Here is a 23,227-nt window from a genome sequence, read left to right as displayed (position 1 = left end):
GTTATCAGTTGCGGCGGGAAGACTGACTGCGGATAAAGCACCCTGGAAGGTTGAATATGGATCAACCCGACACGGCGGCGCGACAGCGGCCGGCGGGGCGTCAACAGCGTCCTGCAGCCTGGCTGCAGGACAGTGAGTGCGGCGCCGGCATCGCCGGCTGCAAGCGGGGTTGCGTCAGCGATGGACGCCCGAAGGGTGGCGACGGCTCGACGGCGCCATGCGCAGCACGACAGCGCGCCCGGACGCCCAAATTACGCCAAATATGCAAAGTACAAGTAGAATTAAGCGTTATCACCAACGACGCAGTTCTGCACAACGCCTCACCTGCAGAAGGCACGCCAAAAACTCGAATTATCCAACCTGGTTGCCGTCACCAGCGCCTTCCAGGTGATGCTCACTATGGCCATAATGGGCCTGCACATTGATTTGCGCGAGGAGCGCCCACGAGTGGCATAGTCGTTACTGATTTCTGTATTTAATGAAATGTTATTTTCATTAAATACAGATAATCGTAATGATAGCGTTTCAAACGGTACGCAGGGAGCTACGGCTCGACAGCAATGATGAGTCGTAACCTGCCTACCCTACCGTCTCATCCTAAACGCAAAAGCGTCTAATCTTAAAATCGCATAATCGTAAAACATTAAATACAGAATTACTCTTTTCCGTATTTATCATATAACAGCTCGCGCACCTCATCGGCGATCTTGGTGCCCCTCAGGGCACAGGCAGACTTGATGGCCTTATGCAGGCTCTCCGGGATATCTATCGTGAGTCGCTTCATTTTCTCGATCGGCGGCGGCGCTTCTTCGACAGCGCGACTTTCCACCCAGGCATCCGCACTGGGTGCAGGTTTGGTTGGCTTGGCACCGAAAGTCACTTTTTTCCCACTCATACTTATTGCTCCAAAATCTCGTTAACCAGGGCGCCGATCTCTTTTGACGCCGCCGAATCTGGTTCCAGCTCGAACACGGCTTTACCGACAGCCGCCGCTTCAGCGAAGATCACCCGCTGCGACACCGTGGCTTGCAACACCGGTGTTTCATACGTCGACAGGGCCTCGCCGACATCACGGCCAATCGCAGTATTTACGATTTTACGATTAACCGCAAATACAGATTTAAGGTTTTCTTTATAAATCTTGGCTTCCTGGATCAATGTGACCACTTCCTGTGCCGCCCACACGTCATACGGACTGGGCTGAACAGGGATCACCACCAGGTCTGCCGCCATAATGGCGGAACGGGCCAGATCCGTGACGCGGGGTGGGCCATCAATGATGATGTGGTCATAATCCTGGGTGAATTTGCCGATATCCTTGTGCAGCGTGGCACGCGGCAACCCCAGCACCGGGAAAGCGGACTCATCTTCCCGTGCTGCCGCCCAATCCAGGGCGCTACCCTGAGGATCGGCATCAAGCAGCAATACGCGGGCACCATCCGCCGCCAGACGGGCAGCAATATTGACGCTGAGAGTGGTTTTGCCAACTCCCCCTTTCTGGTTCAGTACAGAGATAATCATCAGGTACTCCTGGTATGAGTTATTACGATTTTCAGTAAAACCGTATTTCTGCAAACTAACAATTACGATTCAATTGCAGTGTATGCATAAGCGCGGGCAAGGTCAATACTGAAATCATCAAATACGCTTTTCCGTAAAATCGTATTTGCGATTAATTGTAAAACCAGAGAGTTATCTTAGAGAAGGGAGCGCCAGCAGCCCCCGCGCTTCATCAACGGGCAGGGAGAAAGCCAGATCCGGCGTGACATCCAGGGCGAAGATCCGGGTATAAATTTCGGTATTTTCCAGGCGCTTGTGGCCCATCAGCGCCTGGACCTGTTTGACGTGCACATCGTTCATCAGCAGATGCATCGCATAGCTGTGGCGGAACGTGTGCGGGGTGATGGGGCGCACCGAAAAAGTTACGCCATCCTGGGCGGCACGGCGAACCGCCGCCCGCAACCAGTTACGCGGCGTCTCCTGGCTGGCCACATCCCACATCGGCGTCGCCCGGCGTGTCAGCAACTTGAATGTCGCAAAATAGCCCTGCAGCCGGCGAACATATCCCGCATCCGGCAGCGGCACCGCCCGGAACGGCGGCTCCCGCCGCTGCTGCTCTTCCTTGGTCGGCCGGCGCCGTGGCCGGGGCGCGCGTTGCTTCAGCGTGCGCAGCCGGACAAAAGGCAGGTCGCCGTTGAAGAACACATCCCCCGGCGTCAGCGCCAAGGCTTCATTGATGCGGGCGCCGGTGTTCCACAGGGTTTCAATCAGCATGCGCTGGCGCAGATCGGGCAGGTAATCGAGCAGGACCGCAATTTCCGGCGCCAGCAGGTAGCGGGGCACATCCAGTGAAGCGGCCAGGGCCATTTCGCGCAGCCGCACGGCGCGCGCGAAGCCGCCAGGCAGACTGATCGCGCTACGTGAAATCTGTCCCATCTCGAGGGGGATGATACTCAATTTTTCATTCTCCGCAATCTGTGCACTTTTCGGCCTTCAAAGGCCGCGATCGCGCTTTGACACCCTCGGCGATCGCCGGGTTGGCGCTCAATGCACTATTGTGCCGTGTCAGCCCCGGCGCCGTGAAGCCGAATAAATCGGTGATCGGTCAGGACAGCATCGCATAAAAATTGGGGAAAAAACGAAATGTACGTAAAAAACATAATCATCATGGACGCCGGTTGGCGCCGACGAGACAGGCGTTAAGCGAACGCTGTCCCTAATCCGCTGTGATACAAGGGAAAATAGGCCGTGAGCTGGCCGGGCAGGGCGGTTGGGGAGTCTACCGGTAATGCCCAATTTCCCGGTGACGACGTCACAGTCAGTTTGTAATGAAAGTGTAATTCCCAATAAAACAAGCTTTTTACCAAATGACAACATCAGCAGTATAATCATCCCATCATGGATAAATACAGGGCAGGGTAATGTTTCACTTATTAGTCAGTTATGCAGGGTGGAATGATGAGCACGGTTGGCAGGACAACTCAGGATCGCTCGATTTAGGGCGTTCCATCACCAACGCGCATACAGATCCACAACTGGTTGAACGGTTTCGCCCCAATGGGGAGTTTTCTATGGCGGAAATCACACAATATCCGGCTCTAATTATGACAGAACTGGAAGGAAGGGGAGCTCCTTTTGCTAGAGTGGGTAATATTACGAACGTTAAAAAAGCAGGCCGCGACGCGATAATAACATACCGTCTCGACCCAGCGATCCCACCTATATCAACCCAGTCAATAAAAAACTTCGCACGCGAGCTCGGACTGACTGATTTCCAATTAATCCATACCCATTGGTCTGTAAATAATGGGGATTTATTCGAAGTTTTATTCAGAAATAGTATAGGAGCCATCCCTAAACCAGACGTTTTTAATATTGACCATATTCATCATGTTGAACAACAACAATTGTCCGTCATGATGCCATTTGCTGGAAACTTCACTCCTGTGTATCAGGCCATACAGACGATGGCCGCGGATATGGGCATGGTATGTAACCGCGCCGATGATATATGGGACCATCAACACATTATGCAGGATGTGGTTTCGCTCATTTGTAAATCTTCAGTGGTGATTTGTGACCTGTCGGGAAAGAATCCCAACGTGTTTTATGAAGCAGGCATCGCACATGCACTAGGTAAGCAGGTGATCCTTATTACTCAGCATATGGATGATATTCCTTTTGATCTCCGGTCCGTACGTGCAATTCAATACTTCCCCAACGGAGAAGGTATTGATGCGATGATAAAAAAATTACGTCCCCGAGTAAGCCAATTAAGCGGTGGTCATTTTCACTAGCTAGCGTACCGTGGCATGGAAGCGCACGGATAATGACAGGATAGTAATAGAAGAAAATTAGTGATTAAAGGATTTTGGATGAGAAAAATATGAACAGTATCGACCTATCTCACCTGTCAGCCCTACAAATCAAGGCTGCACGCGAGTTCGCTGCTTTGAAGTTCGATATCGACATGAAAGCCAGGGATTGCCCAGAAAACATACCTGATGACCTCCATGGCCCAATGAGAGGGGGAGAGTATGGCCCTTATTTTGGAATGTGTTTCTTTAACAGTATCATGCCTTTCATGCCTCGGGATTCCGAAACACAAACACCAGAAACATTATTGATCCCGGTTGCTCAAACCCTTGGTTGTAGTTGGCGGTGGTGGCCAGACCGTTATCTATCAAAAAAAGATGAAGAAAAAATAAAATCACATATTTTTTCGGAATATGGAATAAGCAGTACCAGTTATACCTGCATACCTGAACTCGGTCTATTCCTACCTCATGAGGGAAAGAATCGCGTCAACTTTTGTCGACACCACAATATCGATGATATCCCTGCCAGGGTATACACACATCATTATCCAAAAGCCGAAAGAATGGCGATTTATATCGTAAACATTGCCGGCGGAAAGGATTTTTGGTCCATACTGGATGGTCGATACATCCAGAAAATCAGTCACTTCTCCTTTGCATGGCCTTTACTTCGTGCTTATGGCGTAACAATCAAGCACCAGTGGCCAACTGAGTTACCTCCTTTAAAGGATATATTGGCTCACTCCGAAACCTCTAAGGAAACAGAAATTTTTTACGAGCATGTTATTGATGTTGAAAAAATCAGGATAAGGCTTGAAAATAATTACATCCGTGCCGGCATGATCGATTTCCCAATCCGCAACAAATATGTTTATCCGGCGCTATTTACAGTTATTTTTATGATAGCAATGACTGCTTTCGATTATTCAAGTGGTGGCCTAGTTGAAAGTATTTTTCTAGCCATAGGCGCTTTTTCTGCAGGCAGCTTGTTTACCCTAATAGCCCCCGTTTTTTGGACTAAAAAAAGGCATTTAGTAAACGAAAACCGCCCCTAAATCTCTAGAGCTAGGAGATTGAACAGAAAACTCTACGTGCTACGATGTCATCATGAAAACGACACCCACGCCTCACGACGCCTTGTTCAAGCAGTTTCTGACTCACCCGGAAACTGCCCGCGACTTTCTGCAGCAGCACCTGCCACCGGCACTGCTGAAAACCTGTGATCTAAGCACGTTGTGGCTAGAATCAGGCAACTTTGTCGAAGAAGACCTTCGCGCCTATTATTCCGACGTCCTGTATTCGCTCAAGACAGGGAAAGGAGACGGATACGTTTATTGTTTGATTGAACACCAGAGTTCACCAGACAAACACATGGCCTTCCGATTGATACGCTACGCTATCGCCGCCATGCAACGCCACCTTGACGCCGGTAATGAGCAATTGCCTCTGGTCGTCCCGTTGTTGTTCTACCATGGTCAGGTCACACCTTACCCGTATTCAATGTGCTGGCTGGATGAGTTTGGTGATCCCGAGTTGGCCCAACAACTTTACACTGGTGATTTTCCGTTGGTCGACGTTACCGTTATTCCAGATGATGAAATCATGCAGCACCGTCGTATGGCCATCTTGGAACTATTGCAAAAGCATGTCCGACAACGCGACCTGGCCGAATTACTGGAACAACTGGTCACCTTACTGTTGGCCGGATACACTACTAAAGAGCAGCTGGTATCATTGATGAATTACATGCTGCAGGTTGGCGATACTGCCTCTCCGGAAACCTTTATCCGCGAGCTGGCACGCCGGGCACCACAGCACGAGGAGGTTCTTATGACCATTGCACAAAAACTCGAACAAAAAGGCCTGGAACGCGGGCTGGAGAAAGGCCGTTTGGAAGGACGCCAGGAAGGACGCCAAGAAGGGGTTCTCGAGGGCAAACTTGCCGTTGCCCGTACTATGCTGGCGAATGGCATCGACCGCGATTCAGTAATGAAAATGACCGGTCTGACTGCCGCCGACCTCGCGCAAATTCGCCATTAATCCATCGTGACAACCGGCAGGGTAGACGTTGTTAGATAAGACCAAATCCGTTTCTACGGATAACACCACCGCCGCACTCAGCCACCTGGCGTTCTGCGCCCTGGCAGCATTTGGGCTGGCCCGCCAGGACGGCATCGTTGGCACACCCTACGCCGAAAATCTGTTCCTGATCCGCTGGCTGGCCACCGCCCAAAAACAGAAGCGGTTCCCTAAAAGGGTTGCAGTGGATCTCACCTGGCTGCTCGAACGCGGCCGCAAACACGGCACGGCCGGCAAACTGCGCCAGCATCTGGAATACCTGTGGCGCTCCTGCAGCGGCAATCTCGCCGCGCAGTCCGATTTATTCCGGCTCACTTACGCGACTGAAACCCTGAAAGATCGGGGCTGGGACAATTATGTGATGGATGCCCGTGAGTGGCGATCGGAAACCACACCCACGCCGTCCCAGCAAAACGGTTTCTACGTCGAAAAAACGGCGCTCAATGCCGCCTTCTCTCAGGATGGCCATCACCTGCAGCCGGTCTCTTTTCGCATTGTCGGCGATGCCTATACGTTCATTCAGGTCATGGCAGAGTATGGACTGCAGACCCGCCTTGCAGACAGCAGGCCGACATATCAAACGGTAACACTGGAGCCAGGCGAGCACAGCAACGCGCCAACCTGACATCCCCTACGGTAAAGGATAACCTATGGATACGGTTGAGGAATTAAACGGTACGTATTTCTACAAGGGATATACCCAGTTGAAGCCCCAGCAGCTGTGGTGGCTTATCACCGTCGATGCGCTCCGTGAGCATCTGGGGATCAGCGTTGCCGATGCCGTCTTGATCGCATTAGGTCAACCCTGGCTTCCCACGCGCCAAAGCCGGGGACCGCTACACCAGGCACGTCAATCGCCTCGCGACTGTCGCGGAAAGCCTTTGCCGAAAGGTATCCGTTTACCGACACTGGTGGGTGAAACCCCACAGCGCCTGCACATCAGCGACGTGAATAACTGGGGAAAATTTATCGGCCGCAATGTTCCCTGGCTGGGGTATGCCCTGTCGGCCTGGACCATTTACGCGATCGGCCGCGATGTGAAAGACCGTTTCAACCTCATTGCCCGTCCGGCAGACAGAATTCAGTGGACCTATTTTTGATGATGAAGACGCCCGCGCAAATAGAGCAAGAGATCATTGATTATTACTATGAAAATTTCAGCCCGCGGAAGTATGTCTTCTGGGGCTCGAAAGTGCCGGTAACCCTGGACACACGCTTGCGGGAAGATCTCAAGATTGGTTGGGATGACGGTGACGATGCGATCAACACCTACCTGTCCATATGGCATGTCGATCCGGCCGGCATGGAATTCACCCATTATTTTTCCCCAGAGTTTTTCGGTTCAAAGGTGCCCGAACAGCCCCTAAAACCGCTCACCATCAGAATGCTGGTCGAGTCGGCCAAAGTCGGACGCTGGTTGTATTAGCCGGATTGGATGTCAACCGCCAGCGTTCTTACACGCTGCCGTAACGTATCTGCCGACAGTGCGTCGATATCCGGCAACATCGCGGCCAGAGACAGGGCCTGGATGGCCAACTCAATCGCCCTCGGCGGATCAGCATGCTCATAGCGGATGTAGGTACGCATCGAAATCCCAAACTCCTTTGACGCCCGTTCCTGTGTCCATCCCAGTCCCGTTCGCCATAGTTTCAGCTCAAATCCCGTCATCACCGCTCACTAAAACATGTCATTTTGTCATATTATTGCAATGCAGTTTGGCAAACAATGACGCCAGTAGCAAGTGACGATCACGCCTGGAAACACAACATTTAGTACCTTATTAAGCTGTTTTAGACACAACATCTTGTGCCTTCCGGATAAGCACATGGCAGATAACGATCCAGCCCCTCTGAGATCGTGCTAAATCGCAACTGTTGAGAAACAGAAAAAAATCCACTTCAAAATGAGCGAGTTGTTCCCCTATAGCTGAAAGTCGCGCCTTATCGCTTGTCATTCCCCCTCAGATTTATATTATGCTGGTTATGCATACAGCATAATTATAATAACGCATTCGGTTGCCGACCAGAGGAGAACACAAGATGAGCAACGCATCACGAACCCGCACACCACAGGACACGGCCGGCACGCAGGGAAATCGCGCCAAAGCCCTGCAAAGCGCCATTACCGCCATCGAGAAGGCGTTCGGCAAGGGCGCCATCATGCGCCTGGGCGACAACCATGGCATGGCAGTCGAACGTATCCCGACCGGCTCGCTCGGCCTCGACATCGCGCTCGGCGGTGGCCTGCCGGTCGGCCGCATCACCGAAATCTACGGCCCCGAGTCGTCCGGCAAGACCACCGTCGCCCTGTCGGTCATGCTGCCTGCGCCCAGCGCGCCGGCTTGCAATGCGTCTTTATCGATGCCGAGCACGCGCTCGATCCGCGTTACGCGCAGCAGTTGGGCGTCGATATCGGTGAACTAAAAACGGCGATCGGCTGATGCAGCTGCTCGACAGCCTTAATCAGGACGGCCGGGCGCCGGTGTGGTTTGCCGGGCAGGGTATTCCCGATCGCGCCGACGGCTGGAAGATGAGACGGCAGCGGCTGTCGCCGGCCTAGACCACGCGACTGAACGACGTGCCTGTCGCGCGCCTGAAATAATTGCCCACTTCACACGAAACACATCAAGCCTCGTTATCATGTAACATACTCAGAACGGGTGACCAAAGGACATCTGAGGCCGTTAAAAGCGGCGTCAAACGTGGAAAATTTCTTAACGTGAGTTTTCGTTCCACTGAGCGTCCCCCCTAATACGGTGCATGACCTTACCGGACGCGGGGTAGGCCTGAAGGTACTGACTGGTTACAGTGCGACCATTAATACCATGACCGCTGCCGGTAAGCTTGTTTTTGGCATTTTTGCTGCACTGGCCAAGTTTAGGCATGAGCAGATTGCCGAGCGTACGACTGCAGGCTAGGCTTCAGCAAGAGTGCGCGGGAGTAACGGCGAACGGCCTTACAGAATGACGCCAATAAAACTGCGACTGGCAATGGCGTCAATGGGACGGCCAGAGACGAAAGTCGTACCGGCATATCTCCCGGATGGTCAACTGCAAGCAGACGGTGTAAAGCTGCTGAAACGAGGGTAATTTATGTCGCCAGAAAATCTGGGTCCCTGCTAGCTCCATCATGAAGGTTTAAGTGAAAAAGCACATTTTATTGACATGATACATAAATTAATCTAACAATTATTTTAACTCTACGACTTTAATGGAATATGGCTATTAACCCATTATGGTTAATTCAGTGCAAATCAAGGAGGTAAGAAATGAGAGAGCTTAGCGAGAAAGATGTTCAGCAAGTCAGTGGTGCTGGTGTGGTAACCGACCTAATCAATGGGGTACTTGATGCCCCAGCCAGACAAGTCGGCTCGTCGATCGGCGCTTTTGCAGGGGATCTTGCTGTACAGGGGTTCCACACGGCCACAAATGCTGTTAATGAGTTATACAAAGGCGTGTCGTCCTTTGTCAGCGGTATCTTTGGCCGATAATTTCTAAATGGAATTTCAAGGAGAACAGATATGCGTGAATTGACGATTCATGAAGTTGAGGATGTCAGCGGCGCGGGCATCATTCAGGATGTTCTGACATGGGGCGGCGCAGCCATTGGTGGAACAGTAGGTACCGCTGTAGGCTCGACCGCCGCAGGGCTGGCTGGTGCTGCCGTAGGTACTATTGTACCCGTTGTCGGAAATATTATCGGCGGTGGTGCCGGAGCGGGTATCGGCGGAACGATCGGAGGCGTCGTCGGAGCGGGTATTGGAAGCGTGACTGGCCATACTGCCGGTGCAGTCATTGAAGGTGCCATCGGTGGATTCTTTGGCAGTATTTCTCATTCGCAAGCTGCCTGAACTCGTAAAACAAGCCCTGCACCCAAGTGCAGGGCTTGTTTTATATTGTACCGGCTGGATTTAGGGTAATGACCCTGTCTGCTGAAGCAACTGTTGATTCCCTGTGTGCAATAATGATCCGCGTAATATGAAGCCCTTTGATGGCCTGATTGACGGCGCTTTCACTTTCCTTATCCAATGCACTGGTGGCTTCATCCAGAAATAACAGCGCCGGTTTCTTGTAAATAGCCCTGGCAATAAACAACCGCTGTTTTTGGCCGCCAGACAACCCTTCTCCCAATTCACCGATTAAGGTTTCGTAACCCATCGGCATCTTCATAATGACGTCATGCAGATAGCTGGCGCGGGCGCATGTCTGCATCCATTCATCATCGATATTGTCTGAGAACCCGCAGATATTTTCACGAATGGAGCCGGAGAACAGCTTGTCATCCTGCATCACGCAGGCAATCATCTTATGGTAATTGTTAATTCCCAACTGTTGTATATCAACGCCGTTGACTTCGACGCGTCCACTGTCAGGAGGAAACAAACCGCACAGTACTTTCATCAATGTCGTTTTCCCCGCTCCCGATGCTCCCACTATAGCAATGCTCTCTCCAGGCTGAATAACGAGATTCAGCTTGCTGAAAACAGGGGGGGATTGGCTGTCATAGCGGTAGCTGAGAGCCTGTGTGGTCAGCGCAGCCGGTTGCATTTTCGCTTCGTAGGGAAGGTCAGGCTTACGGTTCTCCCGTGGATGCAGAGCTATATCAGCAATACGCTCGTTATGCAGGCTCATCATGCGAAGCTGAAGTAAAAACTCGGTCAATGAACCGATCCTGTCTGAAAACTGTCCACGAAACACACCGAAAGCCACAAACATACCAATGGTCATCTGATTATCGATAACCAGACTGGTGCCCAACCACAGAATAACTATCTGGTCACAGGCTGCCACGAAGGTGTTGATCCCGCCAAACAGCATATCCATTTTGGTAACCCGTATGCCGGTGTTAATGGCATCTATTTCCAGATTAAGCCAGTTTGCGCTGCGCCTTTCCGCCATTCCTTGCATTTTGACCGTAGCGATCCCGTACAAGGTTTCCATGAAGTACGAACCTGCCCGTGCCTTCCTCACCAGTGACTCTTCAGACAGTTGCCGATAGTAACCATATGTCAGCAGACGAAGCAGTACATACAGGGCTGTGAATGCGATCACCACCCAGGTCAGCCAGCCGCCGTATAACACCATCATCACCAGTACGCCAATGACCATGATACTGTCCATAATGGCGCCGACGATACTGGTCGTAAACGTGTTTCGCAACGTGTCCAGAGAACCGAAACGTGACTGGATATCTCCCAATTTTCGCCGCTCAAAATAGTTAAGCGGTAGCCGCATCAGGTGGTTAAACAGCCCGGACTGCCATTGAACGTTGATGAGCGTACTCATTACCAATGATGACCACGCACGCACCATACTGACCGCGGCTCGTAGCAAGATAAACAGCATTAATCCTGCACAAATGAGAGTAAGCAAGCCATGATCGCCTGCGGGGATCGCGTGATCCATCACCAGTTGCGTACCGACCGGCATCACCAGGTTAATCGTTTCTATCACCAGTGAAAGACTAAATATTTTGCCGAGCGTCCATTTAAGGCCGTGCACACTGCCTGTCAGCGTGCCAAGACTGAACGTGTTGCGAACAGTATTTGCGTTAAACGCACTACCTGGCCAGACTTCAAGTGCCACACCGGTAAAGCTGGCCGACAATTCTGACAGGCTGACAGTACGCCGCCCACGAGCAGGGTCATGCAATACGACACGATTTTGTCCAACGCTTACCAATACGACAAAATGATTGAACTCCCAGTGGAGGACGCACGGCATCTTCAGCGCACCGAGTTCATTGATGTCCAGGGATAAAGGGCGAGTGGATAGCCCAAGTTGGTCGGCCATACCAATCAACCCGGCTAGAGTGGTGCCGCGCGCTGACAAATTGAATTGTTGTCGCAATGCAATCAGATCGACATTCTTGCCATAGTGCCCGCAGATCATCGCCAGGCAAGCTAGACCGCATTCCGATGCTTCGGTTTGATGTACCAAAGGCATTCGTTTGAAAAGATGTATATCCAGCTGATTAACCAGGCGTTTAAAAGAAAAATTAGTCATTGACCGGTCCCGTAGCGCTTTGTTTCATGTCGTAGAAAGGTGACAGCATCCATTGATAAACTTTTCTCTTTTCCAGAAACAGGGTGCTTTGCGCCTTCATACCGTTTTCCAGACTGAGGCGTTTACCATGGTAGGAAATAGCCTGCTTTTCTGGTCGTACAATCACTTTGTAATACGGTATGGCGGCAGTCAGCGCAGCTTTCGGTGCGCCCTGGTAAGTCTGCATTTCCTGCGGCGAAGCCGGAGCTTTGGAGATGACGGATACCGTTCCGGCGAACTGACCGAATTTCTCCGCCGGGAAAGCGTCATAGCGCACATTGACCCTATCGCCAGTGGAAATATAGGGGATGGCATCGTTAGGCACCCAGAGCACCAGTGCATAGTGGTCTACCTTGTCAGGAAGCATTTGCAACAGGCTGTCGCCGACGTTCACCATCTGACCAACGGTGACGCTCATTGAATCAACGCGTCCTTCGGATAATGCGCGTACAATGATCACCCCGCTTGCATCAATATTCAGCAGTTCCTTTTGCAGCTCGTAACGTTGCAGTTCCATCTGGTAAATCTGATTATCAAATTCTGCAGCCTGAGTGTGGATCTGACTTTCCAATGCAGTGATCTGCAGCGCATTCTGCTCGTTCTGTCCGCTCAGACCCAGCAGGTTATTTTGTTGCTGGTAATACAGCGCAATCTGATTGGTTAGCTGATCCTTGTTGATCAGTCCCTTGGCCTGATAATGGCGGTAGTTCTGCATGTTCTCTTTCATGATACGTATCCCTTCCTGAGCCCTGCGAAGGATATCGGTGGAGCGTTCAAACGCTGCCGTATATTGCGCTTTCTGTTTTTCCAGCATCGCGAGGGTGGCCCGTTTATTGTCCTCCAGGCGACTGATGATCTGCGCAATACGGGCTTGTTGACTATTTATATCCCGGCGCTGATTGTCACTGACCACACCGCTGCGGGTACTCTTGCTGACGTCAATTTGATAGATAGGGGTGCCTGCAGTGATGATCTGGCCTTCAGTGACTAATTGTTTTACCACCACCCCCTGGACGGTAGAGTAAACGTTGGCAGCACGCGGGTAGGAGGTGATCTCGCCGGTTACGTTGGTTCGACGAGTATAGGTACCGGCGATAATGAAAGTAAGAAATGCAACGATAAAAAACAGGCAGAGTCCTGTCGTGAGCCAAAAGGGAATGCCGGGCAACAACAATGCCCGTCCCCGCCATTTCATTTTCTGATGGCTAATCGCTTCCTGGCGAAACACTGTCTGCCTTCCTTATCATATTGATTGAAATAAGATTACAAGCTTAATTCATAGAGGCTTTTCATGCAAAATATGAGACTGTACTAGATAACCAAGCTCATCTAAAACGGCTAAAAATATTAATTATTGTTATTAGGATATTTGAAGGGGGTTAAACGGCCACAAACGGAAAGCATTGAGACTCTGGCCCGGATATCGCCGGCGGCCTGGCAGCACATTTTGCTGAACAAGCATTATATCGTCGAGATCAGTGATGAAATTATTGACCTAGATGCGCTGGTAGCCGGGCTGAAACTGGGATAAGGGAAAAATCTGGGGTTCCGACGTAAAACTCCATTTCCTGACGCAGGGCGGTAAACTGCTTGTTGATTTCAGCCTGCGCGGTCTGAGTCCGGGTGATGGCATGCTGCTGCACGTGATCGTCGAAGGTATTGTCGACCACCTCGAGGGAGGTTCGACAGGATGCTGTGTCTCCAGCTCCGCATCCTGCGAGAAATAATACCTGCCGCCGATGGCCGCGGCGACTACCTAAGCGACCGCGCCCAGCCAGAGATATCGTTTGCGCTTTACCAGCACAGTGATTCAATACAGGTCATGCAATAACGCCAACAACTGTGCATTACTGGACACCCCCAGTTTTTTCATGGCGCTGCACTTGTGCGAACTGATTGTCTTCAGCGAGTTGTGATACCGCGCGGCAATCTGCCGCAAACTCTTCCCTTCCATCATCTCGCTCAGTACCAGACTTTCCCGCAGAGTCAATGTTTTTAAAGCCGCCCCATCATCCTCAGTCGGGCATTGACACACATCATTTCTAGGCAAATCCCCCGCAGCTACCTGTGACACGGCCTGGCAAAAAACCGGTATCGATACTCCCTTTTTCAAAAATAGGGTCTTGCCCACACGTTCAGCAGGTGTGAACAATCGCACGAAATTTTTCGGCAGATTCGTCCACATCAGGCAGATGAGGCTAGGGTGATAACATTTAAGCTGACACCCGAAAACTTCCCAGTCAAGTAGCGTCTCTCCAACACCGTAGGGCACACCAATCAGAAGATCCGCGTGTTCATGAATCAGTATTTTCCGCACATCCGCCAGTGTCTTCGCCTCCCCCAAAATTTTTACGGTATGTCCCAAATAAGCTTTCAACACGCGTATCAGGCAATCGCGATACAGAGAAACCGGGTCATGTACAATAACTCGCAAGCTAAGCGACGAACGTACTGTCACGTTTTGCCCGGATAGACGAGGTTTTTTGCTTCCTTCGGCTGCAATCATCTCATTCTCCTTCAATGCCTCTCACTACTCAGACCGCCCTTAATACCGGCGATGAACGCCAGCCCGACGTATTGGCCGCGCTCTCCGAAGTCCGGATATTGACCTGCGACGATGTATTCAACAATGCAGATAGAGGCTTATGAGACTTACTGTCAATAGACAAAATCAATCAAAAACATACACATACAATTTTACCGCACGATGCGCTAAAAACCGTATCTACTCGTAAACAAACGTCACCCCGATAATAGACTGGACATTACCGGCCACAACCTGACCCGTCGTTCGTGCATAGGAAGCCGTCAGGCCCAAACTTACAGGACTGCTGCCTACCTTTCCGAGAGACACGTTTTTATTAGTAGCAATCACGCCATTGCGGTTAGACAGTTGTACGCCAACGCCAGTAGCCGGGTTTGAAGATGACGTATTGGTAAATATGGTGCTCGCCGTATCAGCCGTAGTACCGGTCAGGTAATATGCCAGCTGTTGGTTTTGCGCACAATGGACGGTTAGCGGCACAGCAGCCGTGCCAGGGTAATCGGGTAGGGTCACTGTCACATTGCGCGATGATACGTCGCAACCACCTGTAGGAATTATAACATTGTTGTTGGCATAAATATTCCAGGTAAAATTTCTTGGATACCCACCACCAAAAGTAGCTATCTTATACATCCTCATTACCGCTATCAGCTCACCTGATTTCACTGCTTTTCCGCCTGCAGCGCCCAAAGCCGTTAAATATAGTTTAAAAGGTAGCCCTTGATAATAGGTTTGGCGTATTACAACGTTATCTGTATTTGTATTTAAAGGCATGGGATAAGTCTTACCATTCCAGTATACAGTTCCGTTAAAGTTGTCAAGCACACCGCCATATGCGGAGCCACCCGTGAGTTTTACATAATCCGTATCAATATTTGGCGGTGTAGAGTCGTTCTTACATTGTATCTGGCTGGATAAATCAACAATCAGGTTTTGCCCTACTCCAATGGATGGCGTAAGGTTTACATAAACGTTAGCTGAACCCGATCCAACTGTTTGACCGGTTGCATTAACCTTACAAGTAAAAGCATTAGCGCCGGATGAGTATGCCATTAGGCATACAGAAGCCACGAGGGCAGCAACTTCTTTTTTCTTCAACACTTTCTTTAGTTTTGAAACCAGTGTCATGACGTGACTCCTCAATTTAGGCGTAGGTGTACGTGACATTAATCACGGCCTGAATGCTGCCTTGTTTCGGGTTACCTTTAACTGATAACGCACGAACCTGTAATGGCAGACTCGCTGACTGTGTGGAATCATCAACCTGAACCGCCTTGGTTTTGCCGTTGTTCAGGTTATTGCCACTGGTGTCCTGCAGCTCCAATTGAAGATTGGTTGCCCCACCTTGATTTTTGTAATATCCCGTGCTGTCCGTTGTCCCCGTGAATGTTGCCGTGACTCTCGAAGTGCCTATTGGACAATTGGTCAAATTCAGCGTTACCGGATGCCAGGCCGAGCCCGAACCGGGCTGTGTAAAATTGAAAGAAAAAAGGTCACCCAAGTCTACCATCGCCGAAGGCGTTGATACGGTGCAGGGCTTGGCCACTACGCGTCCGTTGACCGTAATGGTCACGTCAGCTGCATGCGCGGCGAATGTTGTAGTAAAAAGCAACGCCCCCGCCAGCATCATGTTCTTGATAATGATCATCTTCAGACTTCCTTACTGAAACTCTAAGGTGAAATTGGCCGTCGCTGTCACTGTTCCTGCCGTCACGGGCGCGCGCGTTGCCATTAAGCGTGCATAAAAGCCCAATGTATTGGACTGGCCCGCCGTCAATGTCGTCCACTTCAGGGAGTCCTGAGCCGCATTTAAAGGGATCGGAGTCTTGTCGCGATCCAGTATTTGCACTCCAATACCGCTTGCGGCGTTTGTTCCAGCATCAATCTTTAACAGGGTTGTGTTGTCGCTGTCAGAGGTTCCGACATACCCCACGCGAACTGCCGTCGCGGAACTGCCGCACTTGTCGAAGACAATCTTGAAAGGTATGGATGGCGTGACGGCCCCAACCCGGTTGAATTGCTTGGCCGCATTGCTCAACAAATCCACCGTAAAATCCTGAGAGTCAACAGAGACCGAGCAGGCATTGTCTTTTAGATAACCTGTGATGGTGATAGTACTGTCCGCCGCATGGGCATATCCCGCAACCAACGGCAACAAACACAGGATTGGAAGGTATTTTCTCATTGCGTCATCATCTCCTGCTTATCACCGGCAAATGGCAGAGGCATAGCTCAAAGCCTGGTTTTGACTGTCAGCCGGCAAACTGTACGTCGCCGTGCAGCGCTCATTTTCGCTATTGCCCCACCTCACGTTGACGGTACCTTTTGGCGCAAGGCCGGTAAGGTAAACTTGCCCGCCATCTGCCACGATGCTGCCTGACTGACCATCTCCGTAAGAGGCTACAGAGCCAAACGGGACTGGCTTTCCGTTGTTTGTCAATGTCATAAGAACCTTCAGTCCGACTTTGGCCTTGAAGTCCGCACGCACGACGGCTCCCCGTGTAGGAACGACGCTTAATACCGGTTCTTCCAGTTCGACGTTGTTCGCCAGTGTATTCGTGTTCAAGGATATCCGATTCTCGCGGTAGTCCATCGCATAAGGGAGCACGGCATAACCACGCCAATCTGTACGCACCCCTGTTTGATTCTCGACAGAAACGTGTTTCGCTCCCGGCGCCTTGATAAGCACCATGGTGTCATTGAGTGGCTGGCTGAAGGTGATGCCATTTTCGTGGGCAAGTACGCCACCACTGACGCCATAGTAAACCTGCTTATAGTCACCGCTGTGGCTATAACCGACGTTGGCGTTGCCGTAAGCGCCGCGGTAATTCAGCGCGGCGTTACCCGTTGCGCCGCTGTTACCATTACCGCCGCTGTTATAGCCCGATTGCACGCTATAACTCAGGTTGTTATCTTCCAGCAGCGTCCCGTAAAGGCCGGCAGTATTTGTCGTACGTCCCTTGAAGTCTGTCGACGTGTTGTAACTGGCATTGGCATTTCGGAATACTGACCGGGTATCCGAGCGCATCCAGTGGCTGAACGGAATATTAATGTTGAAAGCAATCAGTTGGTCTTTATCGTCGGACCAGGCATTTTTGGACAGACTATAACTCAGGCTCCAGCTGATATCCTGAATGGTACTGTTATAACCAATCTGCAGCTGTTCATCTGAACGGCTGGTATTCCAGTAGCTTTGATGACTGCCAGTCAGGTATATCGTCGATGTCCGTCCAACCTGTTGCGTCACCGTCGCCTGCAAACGACCGCGCTTGCTGTAGTTCAGATTGTAATAATCCGTCAGCTTTGGTTTGATATTCACGATCCCGTCTTCACTAACCACGGAGTAACCGCTCATGCGTCGCCACGCGGTGTCGGCCAGAGAATAGAAGCCCCGGGTAGAATAACGGTATCCGACCAGTTGGAAATTGGTCCCTAACTCATTGAGCGATTTGTTATAGAGAAAACGCAGAGATTGTCCCTGATGCTTGCTGCCGTCAGGCAAGGTGGCATTCGCCTGCGTAATATCTGAAGATACCGCCCCGAGGTAGCCCAGGTTTTTCCCCACCCCGAGGTTAAAGGCACGATAGTCGTTTGAGGCACGTGTGCCGCCATAGACCGTCCAGCCATCGGGTAATCCCCAAAGCGCCGTTCCCTGGAAAAACTTCGGCTTGTCTTGTTGTTCATTACCACTGCGGAACTGCCCTGCAGTCACCGCGTACTTCACCTGTCCTTCACGCTGCAACATCGGAACGGATGAGAAGGGAACGGTAAAGACCTGAACGGAGCCATCCGCCTCTTTCACCGTCACCTGCAGATCGCCACTGTTTCCTGCCGCATACAGATCACCGATAGTGAAGGCGCCGGCGGGTACCGTGGTCTGATATATTTCATATCCGTTCTGCTTGACCGATACGCGTGCGGTACCACGTGCTATTCCATGTATAACGGGCGCAAAGCCGCGTTGACTGTCGGGCAGCATATTATCGTCTGTGGCAACCTGAAGGCCGCGGAAGTTGATACCTTCAAAGATATCACCCGCAGTATAGCCATCACCCATCGTCAGCCGGCTGCGCCAGGGCACAATGTCACGTTCAAGCCAGGTATTGACATGTTGCCAGCGATTTTCGTTATATCCCGTGCCGCTGCTGTAACTCCAGGTTGAGTTATCCCGCAGGCGCCATGCCCCCAGGTTGAGACCCGTTTGCAGATTGAGATAGGCGTAATTGCGGGTGCCGCCATTGTGACTGCGCACTTCACTGCCGGTATAGTTGTAATTGAGCAAACCGGCCGTAATACCATTATCCCAAAGCTCGGGAGCTATGTACCCTCTCGCCTGATTTCCCATGAAAGCCTGAGGAATGCTGATGGAAAGACGCTGGCGACCGACATCGAATGAGCTTGCAGCATCAGCAATAAGCCGTGTGAAAGGCACACAGGCCGTGCTCTTCATTACGGCAATATCTGGAATAGTCAGGGTATTGACGCCAAGTGAAGCCAGCTGAGAGCGAGTGAGGCACGGTTCCAGCTTGGTACCGTCATCACTTTTATCAAAGGTGATGTCTCGCGTCGTCACGTAACCCTCGTTCATGTAAATGTCGACACGATAGGTACCCGGTGGCGCATCAAGCCCCTTTTCGAAACTGGAGAGATCGGCAACCGATGCCGGGTCGTCAGCCAGGAACCGGGGATTGAAGTAGTTGTCTGCGCGCGCGGAAAATGTCGAAGCCACCAAGAGCAATGCCAGCGGCGTAAGCATTGCTTTGTTTAGCGCCCGTTCCCGGATGTGGTATTTTTTCATGTTATCCGTGCCTGCTCCATAAACCAGGTGACTTGTCGCTACCGCACGCCGTCATCAATGCCGGTGCTGCGTTACCTGCGTTGTTGAATCCATTGTTTTAGTGAATGACTCAGATCGTTACTGCAAGGTGCCTTTCATCACGGACGTGAGCGCACCGTAATCATTAATCGTGCGATATGTAATTGCACTGCCGGCATCGCCCGGCAGTTTCACCGTTGCCGCCCCCATAGGCGGGACCATGACATTGGCTAAAGAACGTGTGCCGGCATTCAATTCCGTGACGGTCAGAAAATAGGGCGTTGGATTATTCAGTACCAGTGTGTTCGCATCGCGTTTAAACGTCAGTTTTCCAGGGGCCTGATCAGGCGCCATACTGAGATTTTGTGGGCGATACAACAATTTGATTCGGCTCGTTATCGCCAGTTGAAGCGTATTTTCTTTCTGTTTTGCCTTGTCCAGAGAGGGAATGGCTTTGACGTTGACCCAGAAAAGACTTTCGCGGTCTTTAGGCAAGGCGTTATTGGTTGCATCAATAATACGCAGCGTATTTTCTTTTTTCCCCTGCATGAGGAACAGCGGCGGAGTTATAACGAACCGGCCTTCTTTTTGACCATCATCATTCTCGACCCAGGATTGAATAAGAAAGGTGTCTTTATCGTTATTGTTGCTCACACCCAGAGTGACCTGTTTCTGTTCTGCCGGATAAATAACGCGTGTTGCCCCAAGAGCCACGCCCGCTTCAGCATGCGGAGTGCAAAATACGACTGCCAAAGCCAGCAGTGAACCCATGACGTTTCCGGTCGCTTTCATTTTAATCACGTTAACCTCTTGGGCGGATAACCGCCGTTTTAACCTTTTGCGCGCGCTTATCTCATCCGAGATAAAAGTTTCATACGCGAAAACGAATGTTTTATTGGTATGTCAAAGAGAACCAAGCCTGGGCATTTGCAGCACCACCGATAACCGTATTGCCGGTTGCCCGATATTTGGCAACAAATTGCAAGATACGCGTTCCTTTAGTCAGCGGTTTCCAAGACTGAGGTTCTGAATTAATGGGTATGAGTTGCCCCTGTTCATCGAACAGGGCGATGCCGACGCCAGACGCAATCCCCTCGCCTTCGCCAACCGACAGAACATCAGGGTTTTTGCCATCGGCTACGCCGTGAAAGACGATACCGACGCGATCGCTGACATTGGGATTACAATCCTGGAGATGCAAACTGAACGGCACCGGATCGGCGTCATCCCCTGCATCCTTGAAACGGTTACTGCTAACCTGTCCCATGCGAACAACCAGTTGCCTGTCACCCGCCTCAACCGTACAGGCTTCAGCGATGAGCTCCCCCTGAAAGCGCATCTGTCCTCCAGGAAGCGTGACGTTCCACTTGTTGCCGGCGATAGACAGAGGAGCAATGAAAAGCAGGCAGAGTCCCAGTCTGGTTTTGAGCATCGCTTATTCCCTCTTCGATAGCTGAAAACAGGCCGTCCTGGCCTGATTAAGCATCCTTGCAGACCGGTATTACTGGTACTGAACTTTAAAGTTGGCGTTCGCGTTGGCAGTACCAGGAGTGGCAGCACCGGTGGCGATGTAACGCGCCTGGAATGGCAGAGTGTTGGTACCGTCAGTCAGAGTGGCAGCAGTACTGAAGGTTGCACCGTCGAATGCCAGCGCTTTGCCTGCACTGTCCAGCACCTGCACACCCACGTTGGTAGCACCACCCGCAGAGGAGCTTTCCAGTGCCAGAGCAGTTGGGTTCTCAGCATTGACAGCAACACCAGAGAATGCAATGGCCGCTTTGGTAGCAACGGTGGTATCGCAATCGTTCAGCTGAATGTTGAAGCCTACAGCAGAGCTGGTTTTACCCGCTTCACTCAGCGTGGCTGTTTTAACCTGGCCCAGCTGTACGGTTTGGTCTACAGAACCGGCGTCAACGGCACAAGCGGCGTTAACCACTTCACCTTTAAAGTGAACGGTACCACCGTTAACGGTAGTAGTTGCTGCGTGAGCCAGACCCGCAGTCAGTAGAGATGCTGCGATCAGGGTTTTGAATAATTTGGTGCTATGCATTTTTACTACTCCTTTTTTGGTAAAAGATATAAACGGCATACTGGAATGTTTTCTTACCACATTCATTATTCCTAATTCGCTTCTAAGACGTACTTAATGATTCCTCCTTACTGAGGGAATATTGATAAGTACCCAGTGTTAAGCTGTCCAATGAGGTTACCTGAATCTTGTCGTGCCCATTAATAATTGCTCGTGGGGGTATGCTTTTCTTTGAACTCTCATGCGCTCCTGATGAATAACGACACAGACCCTTTCAAGAACAGGTGCCACATACACCCCACCAATATAGATCAATATACTAACATAGCAATGTTTTACAAAATATTAGATCGCATTTTTTATAAAAAAAGCATAAAAAACCAAAGCATCAACAATAAGAGCACATAAGATCGTTAAATAAAAAAAGTCCTATACTTTACAGTGAATAATTTGCAATTGTGTCTTTGGTTTCTTTTTCTCGGAATTGAAAAATAATAACTAGACTAATTAATTGCATGCTTTTCTTATATTATGGATAGTCGGCTATATGTTAAATTAAATTAATACTTTGTTGATTGGGGGGCTGCTTGGTTTAATTGGCTCTTTATAGATAAGTTAATACATCATCAATATTCATAAGTACTGTAAGTTCTTCTTTACTGCCCCTACAGGAATAAAACATATCCAGATTATTGATTTCTGAGGTTACCATTAAAGGACAGGCGTTCCTGCTATCCGGCAACCGTACTCACATTAGATGTGCTAGGTTTCCCCTATTTTTTCTCAGTAATTTCATAGCAAATGGGGGCCTACGCCGGAACCGCCGAAATTTCCGTTACCCTAGCTTAAGCCCGGCAACCAGCGCATCCAGGTCAATAATCTTATGGCTCATCTGAAGGGTCGCCGAGTTGTAATACACGATCGCGCAGGAAATCAGTCGCCCGCACTAGTTACTGATGTCTGTTTCGATGTCATTTTTTCCAGTTAACTCCTTCTTTCCGCCGACCTTGTTCACTGCGGCACGCAGCTGGTGATAAGATTCAATCCGGTTCTGGAAACGCCAGATGTTGTGTACCAACTGCGGATCGCTCAGATACTTCAACGTGTAGATGCTGCGTACCAATCGGTCATACCTTTGTGAGAGCTAGGGTGATTTGTTCAAAAAAAGTATCACATAACTTGATTTAGTAAATTTGATACGCAAAAATCTCATCATCTAATGTCTAGTGAGATTAAATCGTATGGCGCTCGTCGGTTATGCTCGTGTATCCACGACAGATCAGGATCTGACACATCAGATAGCGGTGCTGACTTCAGCCGGCTGCCGTAAAATCTTCTCGGAGAAAATGACCGGCGCCAGGAAAGAGGGCCGTCAGGCACTCGATGACTGCCTTGATTACTTGCGAGAAGGGGATACGTTGGTGATCACCCGTATCGATCGCCTGTCACGCAGTCTGCGCGACTTACAGAATCTGGTTCATGAGCTTGAAGGGCAAAACATCAAGCTCAGGGCGACAGAGCAGGCCATCGATACCTCTTCGGCGTCCGGCAAGGCTTTCCTTGATATGTTGGGCGTATTCGCCGAATTCGAGACACGCCTGCGTCAGGAACGGCAACGGGAAGGCATTGCCCGCGCGAAAGCCAGAGGGGCATATAAAGGAAGAAAACCCACCGCTCAGGCGAAAGCGCAGCAGGTGATTGAATTGACGCTGGCCGGACTCACCCGCGAAGCGGTTGCCGACCAACTGGGCATTGGCAGAGCCAGCGTCTACCGAATATTAAAAACCTGGCGGCAGCAACATCCCGACGCTATTCTGCCCGGAGAACGGGTGAAGCCTTCGCTCAGCCATAGTGAGCCGGCGACCGAACATGTTACGATAGTCCCATGAAAAAAAAT

At 50.7% G+C, this 23,227-nt stretch carries 24 protein-coding genes and 3 pseudogenes; 11 read left to right on the top strand and 16 right to left on the bottom strand.

Annotated features, from left to right (window positions below; genetic code table 11):
- Positions 1-655: 655 nt before the first annotated feature.
- The 3 genes from ACUTQY_RS23985 to ACUTQY_RS23975 form a co-directional block, all read right to left on the bottom strand.
- On the bottom strand, positions 656-895 hold the full coding sequence (locus ACUTQY_RS23985) for a plasmid partition protein ParG (RefSeq protein WP_260048801.1): 240 nt from the start codon (positions 893-895) through the stop codon (positions 656-658).
- 2 nt (positions 896-897) lie between these two features.
- Positions 898-1,521: a ParA family partition ATPase gene (parA, locus tag ACUTQY_RS23980; RefSeq protein ID WP_060441996.1), complete on the bottom strand. Its 624-nt coding sequence runs from the start codon at positions 1,519-1,521 to the stop codon at positions 898-900.
- Positions 1,522-1,692: 171 nt separating this feature from the next.
- Complete coding sequence (locus ACUTQY_RS23975) at positions 1,693-2,457, bottom strand: tyrosine-type recombinase/integrase (RefSeq protein WP_260048802.1); 765 nt, start codon at positions 2,455-2,457, stop codon at positions 1,693-1,695.
- Positions 2,458-2,921: 464 nt separating this feature from the next.
- On the opposite strand from ACUTQY_RS23975, the gene ACUTQY_RS23970 reads away from it, so the two are divergent.
- The 6 genes and pseudogenes from ACUTQY_RS23970 to ACUTQY_RS23945 all read left to right on the top strand — a co-directional run bounded on the left by ACUTQY_RS23970 (position 2,922) and on the right by ACUTQY_RS23945 (position 7,323).
- Positions 2,922-3,797, top strand: coding sequence for a hypothetical protein (locus ACUTQY_RS23970; protein ID WP_074181131.1), 876 nt, complete (start codon positions 2,922-2,924; stop codon positions 3,795-3,797).
- 89 nt (positions 3,798-3,886) lie between these two features.
- On the top strand, positions 3,887-4,873 hold the full coding sequence (locus ACUTQY_RS23965) for a hypothetical protein (protein WP_260048804.1): 987 nt from the start codon (positions 3,887-3,889) through the stop codon (positions 4,871-4,873).
- 52 nt (positions 4,874-4,925) lie between these two features.
- Positions 4,926-5,858: an Rpn family recombination-promoting nuclease/putative transposase gene (locus ACUTQY_RS23960; protein WP_260048807.1), complete on the top strand. Its 933-nt coding sequence runs from the start codon at positions 4,926-4,928 to the stop codon at positions 5,856-5,858.
- Positions 5,859-5,886: 28 nt separating this feature from the next.
- Complete coding sequence (locus ACUTQY_RS23955) at positions 5,887-6,522, top strand: DUF2913 family protein (protein ID WP_260048808.1); 636 nt, start codon at positions 5,887-5,889, stop codon at positions 6,520-6,522.
- A gap of 25 nt (positions 6,523-6,547) precedes the next feature.
- Positions 6,548-6,997: pseudogene (locus tag ACUTQY_RS23950) on the top strand (STM2901 family protein).
- Positions 6,997-7,323, top strand: coding sequence for a DUF1493 family protein (locus ACUTQY_RS23945; RefSeq protein ID WP_260048810.1), 327 nt, complete (start codon positions 6,997-6,999; stop codon positions 7,321-7,323). Before ACUTQY_RS23950 ends, ACUTQY_RS23945 begins: the two are co-directional and overlap by 1 nt.
- Here the strand turns inward: ACUTQY_RS23945 and ACUTQY_RS23940 are convergent.
- Positions 7,320-7,484 (bottom strand): hypothetical protein, encoded by a 165-nt coding sequence (locus tag ACUTQY_RS23940; protein WP_228287516.1) that lies wholly within the window; start codon positions 7,482-7,484, stop codon positions 7,320-7,322. The genes ACUTQY_RS23945 and ACUTQY_RS23940 overlap by 4 nt on opposite strands.
- A gap of 452 nt (positions 7,485-7,936) precedes the next feature.
- On the opposite strand from ACUTQY_RS23940, the pseudogene ACUTQY_RS23935 reads away from it, so the two are divergent.
- The 4 genes and pseudogenes from ACUTQY_RS23935 to ACUTQY_RS23920 all read left to right on the top strand — a co-directional run.
- A pseudogene (locus ACUTQY_RS23935) lies at positions 7,937-8,319 on the top strand (ATPase domain-containing protein); the annotation flags it as partial.
- Positions 8,320-8,336: 17 nt separating this feature from the next.
- Entirely contained in the window at positions 8,337-8,456 is a 120-nt protein-coding gene (locus ACUTQY_RS23930) for a DUF4113 domain-containing protein (RefSeq protein WP_195880730.1), read from the top strand.
- Positions 8,457-8,652: 196 nt separating this feature from the next.
- Positions 8,653-8,814: a recombinase family protein gene (locus ACUTQY_RS23925; RefSeq protein WP_438272060.1), complete on the top strand. Its 162-nt coding sequence runs from the start codon at positions 8,653-8,655 to the stop codon at positions 8,812-8,814.
- A 350-nt stretch (positions 8,815-9,164) separates the two neighbouring features.
- A complete protein-coding gene (locus ACUTQY_RS23920) occupies positions 9,165-9,386 on the top strand; it encodes a hypothetical protein (protein WP_195880729.1) in 222 nt (73 codons plus the stop codon).
- A 15-nt stretch (positions 9,387-9,401) separates the two neighbouring features.
- Here ACUTQY_RS23920 and ACUTQY_RS23915 read toward each other — a convergent pair whose 3' ends face one another.
- From ACUTQY_RS23915 to ACUTQY_RS23860, 12 genes and pseudogenes are all read right to left on the bottom strand, one after another.
- On the bottom strand, positions 9,402-9,731 hold the full coding sequence (locus tag ACUTQY_RS23915; RefSeq protein WP_195880728.1) for a hypothetical protein: 330 nt from the start codon (positions 9,729-9,731) through the stop codon (positions 9,402-9,404).
- A gap of 55 nt (positions 9,732-9,786) precedes the next feature.
- Positions 9,787-11,901 carry a peptidase domain-containing ABC transporter gene (locus tag ACUTQY_RS23910; RefSeq protein WP_260048813.1) on the bottom strand — a complete coding sequence of 705 codons (2,115 nt, stop codon included), beginning with the start codon at positions 11,899-11,901 and terminating at the stop codon, positions 9,787-9,789.
- Positions 11,894-13,168, bottom strand: a complete 1,275-nt coding sequence (locus tag ACUTQY_RS23905; RefSeq protein ID WP_195880726.1) for an HlyD family secretion protein — start codon at positions 13,166-13,168, stop codon at positions 11,894-11,896. The genes ACUTQY_RS23910 and ACUTQY_RS23905 overlap by 8 nt, the downstream gene beginning before the upstream one ends.
- A 582-nt stretch (positions 13,169-13,750) precedes the next feature.
- Positions 13,751-14,446, bottom strand: coding sequence for a helix-turn-helix domain-containing protein (locus ACUTQY_RS23900; RefSeq protein ID WP_260048814.1), 696 nt, complete (start codon positions 14,444-14,446; stop codon positions 13,751-13,753).
- A gap of 219 nt (positions 14,447-14,665) precedes the next feature.
- Positions 14,666-15,613 (bottom strand): fimbrial protein, encoded by a 948-nt coding sequence (locus tag ACUTQY_RS23895; RefSeq protein WP_445583336.1) that lies wholly within the window; start codon positions 15,611-15,613, stop codon positions 14,666-14,668.
- 16 nt (positions 15,614-15,629) lie between these two features.
- Positions 15,630-16,115: a fimbrial protein gene (locus ACUTQY_RS23890; protein ID WP_233502785.1), complete on the bottom strand. Its 486-nt coding sequence runs from the start codon at positions 16,113-16,115 to the stop codon at positions 15,630-15,632.
- Positions 16,116-16,145: 30 nt separating this feature from the next.
- A complete protein-coding gene (locus tag ACUTQY_RS23885) occupies positions 16,146-16,670 on the bottom strand; it encodes a fimbrial protein (RefSeq protein ID WP_089186761.1) in 525 nt (174 codons plus the stop codon).
- Positions 16,671-16,691: 21 nt separating this feature from the next.
- A complete protein-coding gene (locus ACUTQY_RS23880; RefSeq protein ID WP_089186760.1) occupies positions 16,692-19,283 on the bottom strand; it encodes a fimbrial biogenesis usher protein in 2,592 nt (863 codons plus the stop codon).
- 117 nt (positions 19,284-19,400) lie between these two features.
- Positions 19,401-20,072 carry a fimbria/pilus periplasmic chaperone gene (locus ACUTQY_RS23875; protein WP_226773051.1) on the bottom strand — a complete coding sequence of 224 codons (672 nt, stop codon included), beginning with the start codon at positions 20,070-20,072 and terminating at the stop codon, positions 19,401-19,403.
- Positions 20,073-20,193: 121 nt separating this feature from the next.
- Complete coding sequence (locus ACUTQY_RS23870) at positions 20,194-20,733, bottom strand: fimbrial protein (protein WP_060441103.1); 540 nt, start codon at positions 20,731-20,733, stop codon at positions 20,194-20,196.
- A gap of 69 nt (positions 20,734-20,802) precedes the next feature.
- Positions 20,803-21,351 carry a type 1 fimbrial major subunit FimA gene (gene fimA, locus ACUTQY_RS23865; RefSeq protein ID WP_260048816.1) on the bottom strand — a complete coding sequence of 183 codons (549 nt, stop codon included), beginning with the start codon at positions 21,349-21,351 and terminating at the stop codon, positions 20,803-20,805.
- An 814-nt stretch (positions 21,352-22,165) separates the two neighbouring features.
- Positions 22,166-22,462 (bottom strand): annotated as a pseudogene (locus ACUTQY_RS23860) (Tn3 family transposase); the annotation flags it as partial.
- Positions 22,463-22,571: 109 nt separating this feature from the next.
- On the opposite strand from ACUTQY_RS23860, the gene ACUTQY_RS23855 reads away from it, so the two are divergent.
- Positions 22,572-23,219, top strand: a complete 648-nt coding sequence (locus ACUTQY_RS23855; protein WP_368443562.1) for a recombinase family protein — start codon at positions 22,572-22,574, stop codon at positions 23,217-23,219.
- The last annotated feature ends 8 nt before the right edge of the window (positions 23,220-23,227 follow it).

Source organism: Serratia sp. TSA_130.1 (assembly GCF_052691795.1).
The sequence above is the reverse complement of the archived record's forward strand: the minus strand, read 5'-3'. Positions and strand labels throughout refer to the sequence as shown.